This is a genomic window from Pseudomonas sp. HMWF006, from assembly GCF_003061205.1.
Classification (GTDB): Bacteria; Pseudomonadota; Gammaproteobacteria; order Pseudomonadales; family Pseudomonadaceae; genus Aquipseudomonas; species Aquipseudomonas monsensis.
The window spans coordinates 1-3981 of the sequence record NZ_QAIU01000531.1; the positions used below are offsets into that span (position 1 = coordinate 1).

The following is a 3981-nucleotide window of genomic DNA, read 5'->3' on the forward strand; positions in this document are numbered from 1 at the left end:
TGCTGACCGTGACCGACGAAGCCCAGCTCGAATACAGCAAAAAGGGCAAGTCTTCGCTGTTCAAGAGCAAACCTCAGCAATTGCGTGAAGCGCCGTCCGCCGAGCACAACCGCGAGAAAAACCGTTTTCTGGAGCTCAGTCGACCGTTCCTCAAGGACCTCGGCGTGACCAACGCGCAACACGAGCTGATCCCGGCCATGTCGCGCAAGTGGAAGCAAATCAACAAGTTCATCGAAGTGTTCAGCCACGCCCTGACCTCGTCACCGCTGGCGCTGGACAAACCGGTGCGGGTCGCGGATTTCGGTTCGGGCAAGGGTTACCTGACGTTTGCCATCCATGATTACCTGCGCAACACGCTCAAGGCCGAAGGCGAAGTCACCGGCGTCGAATTGCGCGAGGAAATGGTCAACCTGTGCAACGCCGCCGCCGCGAAGCTGGAACACCCGGGGCTGGTGTTCAAGTGCGGTGACGTGCGCAGCGTGGCGCCGAGCGAGCTGGACGTGATGATCGCCCTGCATGCCTGCGACATCGCCACCGATTACGCGATCCACACCGGCATCCGCTCGGGTGCCTCGATCATCATGTGCTCGCCGTGCTGCCACAAGCAGATTCGTCTGCAGATCCAGAGCCCGGCACTGCTCAAACCGATGCTGCAATACGGTCTGCATCTCGGCCAGCAGGCGGAAATGGTCACTGACAGCTTGCGCGCGCTGTTCCTCGAAGCCTGTGGTTACGAGACCAAGGTGTTCGAGTTCATCTCGCTGGAACACACCAACAAGAACAAGATGATTCTGGCGGTGAAACGCGCCGAGCCGCTGGACCCGGCTCAGTTGTTGGTGAAGACTCAGGCGTTGAAAGACTTCTACAACATCAGCGAGCACTGCCTGGAAACCCTGCTGCGCGCAGACGGTTACCTGGCCTGACCTGGATCCTGTGGAAGCAAGCCTGCTCGCGACATCATTGTGATGGTCAGTCGGCCTTCGCGAGCAGGCTCGCTCCCACATGGGGTTTGATGACGGTCTTGCGACCGAGCATCACCGTCGCAATTACCCCGCAGGCAAATACCCAGGTGATCGGCTCCACCTGTTCGCCAAAGAACAACGCTGAAAACGCGATGGTGAAGAAGATCTGCAGCAACTGGATCTGACTGACCCGCGCAATCCCGCCCATCGCCAGCCCGGCGTACCAGGCGAAGAACCCGAGAAACTGCGAGAACAGCGCGACGTAGCCAAAAGCCCACCAGGTCCTGGCCGACACTGCGCCGTGATGTTGCAGCGCCAGATACAGCACCGGCCCGATCAGCAGCGGCGTCGACAGCACCAGCGCCCAGCAGATCACCTGCCAGCCGCCCATCTCCTTCGCCAGTCGCCCACCCTCGGCATACCCCAGGCCACCCACGGCAATTGCGCCGAGCATCAACAGGTCCCCGGCCTGAATGCTGCCGGCACCGGTGTACAACGCGTAACCGAGCACCAGCGCACTGCCCAGCGCGGCGCAGGCCCAGAAGGCTTTCGACGGCCGTTCATGGGACAGCCACGCCGCATACAGCGCCACGCACAGCGGCTGCAAACCATTGACCAGTGCGCCGTGGGACGCCGGCAAGGTCTGCATGGCCCACGCCGACAACACCGGGAAGCCGAGGATCACCCCGGCGATCACCAGGTTCAGGCCTTTGATCTGCTGCCAGGTCGGCCATTTTTCCCGGCGCCACAACAACAGCAACGCTGCCGGGATTGCCGCGAACAACGCCCGCCCCAGGCCATTGAGCAATGGATGCAGTTCCTGCACCACGATCCGGGTGAAGGGCAGGGTGAGGCTGAAAATCACAACCCCGAGCAGGCCGAGGGCCATGCCGGTGTTTTCGCGCGAAGACATAGGAAGACCGAAATTGAGGGTGGCAGGGAACGAGCCTCATAAAGCCATAAACCGTGGACTTCTGGCTGTTACAGCTAGGCACAGACTTAGGCGTACAGTTCGAGTTTGTCATCGCTGGCAAGCCAGCTCCCACAGTGTCCGAGTTGAGCGCCAAATGGGTGATCGACACAGAACCTGTGGGAGCTGGCTTGCCAGCGATGAAGTCAACTCGGTAGTAGCCGGTTGTTACCCGCCCGAACGGATAAGGTCTACCTTGAATACTCCCAGGCATTTCCCAGAGGAGTCCTCCCCATGGCCGCGAAAAAAATTCTGATGCTGGTCGGCGATTACGTCGAAGACTACGAAGTGATGGTGCCGTTCCAGGCCCTGCAAATGGTCGGGCATACCGTGCACGCCGTGTGCCCGGACAAAGCCGCCGGCAAGACCGTGCGCACCGCGATCCATGACTTCGAAGGCGATCAGACCTACAGCGAGAAACCCGGTCACCTGTTCGCCCTCAACTTCGACTTTGCCAAGGTCGCCGAAGCCGACTACGACGCCCTGCTGATCCCCGGCGGTCGTGCGCCGGAATACCTGCGCCTGAACGAAAAAGTCCTCGAACTGGTGCGCGCCTTCGACAAGGCCGGCAAGCCGATTGCGGCGGTCTGCCACGGTGCGCAACTGCTGGCGGCGGCGGGCGTTCTCGAAGGGCGCGAGTGCAGCGCCTATCCGGCCTGTGCCCCGGAAGTGCGCCTGGCCGGTGGTACGTACATCGACATCCCGGTGACGGACGGCCACGTTCAAGGCAATCTGGCCACTGCACCGGCCTGGCCGGCGCATCCGAACTGGCTGGCCGGTTTCCTCGGCTTGCTTGGCACCAAAATCACCCTGTAACGAGGATTCGTCCATGTGCGAGCTCTACGTCAAGGCCGATCCGATTCTCTACGAATCCCGCTCGCGCTCGCTGCGCATCTGCGGCGTGGTGACGACGCTGCGCCTGGAAAACCAGTTCTGGGACATCCTCAGCGAAATCGCCGAAGTTGACGGCATGACCACCAATCAACTGATCGCCAAGCTGTATGAAGAGGTGATGGACTATCGCGGCGAAGTGGTGAATTTCGCCTCGTTCCTGCGGGTGAGTTGTACGCGGCATCTGAGTCAGCGGCGGGTGGGTGCGCCGGAGTTGTCGGTGGTGCGGGCGCTGGTGAAATAGCCCTGACCGAGTTAACCCCATCGCGGGCAAACCCCCACAGTTTTCTCTGGTGCTCACAAATTTTGTGTTCGCTGAAGAACCTTGTGGGAGCGAGCTTGCTCGCGAAGGCGCTGCTTCAGGCGACAGAAGTCTGAGGCTGGTCTTTACTCACTGGCGCGAAACCTCTCAACCGCCAAGGAGAATCGAGCATGTCCGGATGGTACGAAGTGAGCAAAAGCAGCAACGGTCAGTTCAGGTTTGTGCTGAAGGCCGCCAACGCCGAAACCATTCTCACCAGCGAGCTCTACACTACCCGTGCGGCCGCCGATAACGGCATTGCTGCGGTGCAGGCCAACAGTCCGCTGGACGAGCGCTACGAGAAAAAGACCACCAGGGATGGCCATCCGTACTTCAACCTCAAGGCTGCCAACCATCAGATCATTGGCAGCAGCGAGTCGTACACCAATGACGCTGCGTGCGCCAAAGGCATCGCCAGCGTCAAGGCCAACGGGCCGAGCAAAACGGTCAAGGACAAGACCTTGCCGGTGCTCTGAATTCCCTCTCAAATTTCACACAGCTCCTGTGGGCGGGCTTGCCCGCGATGAGGGCCTATCATTCAGCATTGATGTTGACTGATACACCGCTATCGCTGGCAAGCCAGCTCCCACAGGTAATTGTGTGTGTGAGATCAACGCAGGGTCTCGAGGATTGCTTGCAGCTGACCTCGCCCAGCCTCGCTCAACGCAAACACTGGCAAGCGCGGATCGCCAACCTCCAGCCCTGTCTCGCGCAACCCGGCCTTGATCGTTGCCGGTAAACCACCCTTCAAGATGAAGTCCAGCAGCGGCAACTGGCGGTAGAACAACTCGCGCGCCCGTTCCAGATCACCGGCCAGCGACGCCGCGTATAAATCCAGATTGAGCTGGGGCCAAGGG

5 protein-coding genes and 1 pseudogene are annotated in these 3981 nt (G+C 60.5%); 4 read left to right on the plus strand and 2 right to left on the minus strand.

Going from position 1 to position 3981, the window contains the following annotated elements; all coding sequences use genetic code 11:
* Positions 1–923, plus strand: a 923-nt coding sequence (locus DBR24_RS23910) for an SAM-dependent methyltransferase (RefSeq protein ID WP_146189109.1), incomplete at its 5' end; no start/stop codon positions are given.
* 46 nt (positions 924–969) lie between these two features.
* On the opposite strand, the gene DBR24_RS23915 is transcribed toward DBR24_RS23910, so the two are convergent.
* Positions 970–1875, minus strand: coding sequence for a DMT family transporter (locus tag DBR24_RS23915; RefSeq protein WP_128615971.1), 906 nt, complete (start codon positions 1873–1875; stop codon positions 970–972).
* Between the two features lie 291 nt (positions 1876–2166).
* Between DBR24_RS23915 and DBR24_RS23920 the strand changes: the two genes are divergently transcribed.
* The 3 genes from DBR24_RS23920 to DBR24_RS23930 all read left to right on the plus strand — a co-directional run bounded on the left by DBR24_RS23920 (position 2167) and on the right by DBR24_RS23930 (position 3600).
* Complete coding sequence (locus DBR24_RS23920) at positions 2167–2748, plus strand: DJ-1/PfpI family protein (protein WP_123465380.1); 582 nt, start codon at positions 2167–2169, stop codon at positions 2746–2748.
* A 13-nt stretch (positions 2749–2761) separates the two neighbouring features.
* Positions 2762–3067, plus strand: coding sequence for a ribbon-helix-helix domain-containing protein (locus DBR24_RS23925; RefSeq protein ID WP_128615972.1), 306 nt, complete (start codon positions 2762–2764; stop codon positions 3065–3067).
* A gap of 188 nt (positions 3068–3255) precedes the next feature.
* On the plus strand, positions 3256–3600 hold the full coding sequence (locus tag DBR24_RS23930; RefSeq protein WP_123465384.1) for a YegP family protein: 345 nt from the start codon (positions 3256–3258) through the stop codon (positions 3598–3600).
* A 134-nt stretch (positions 3601–3734) separates the two neighbouring features.
* Here the strand turns inward: DBR24_RS23930 and DBR24_RS33475 are convergent.
* Positions 3735–3981, minus strand: a pseudogene (locus DBR24_RS33475) (dihydrodipicolinate synthase family protein); the annotation flags it as partial.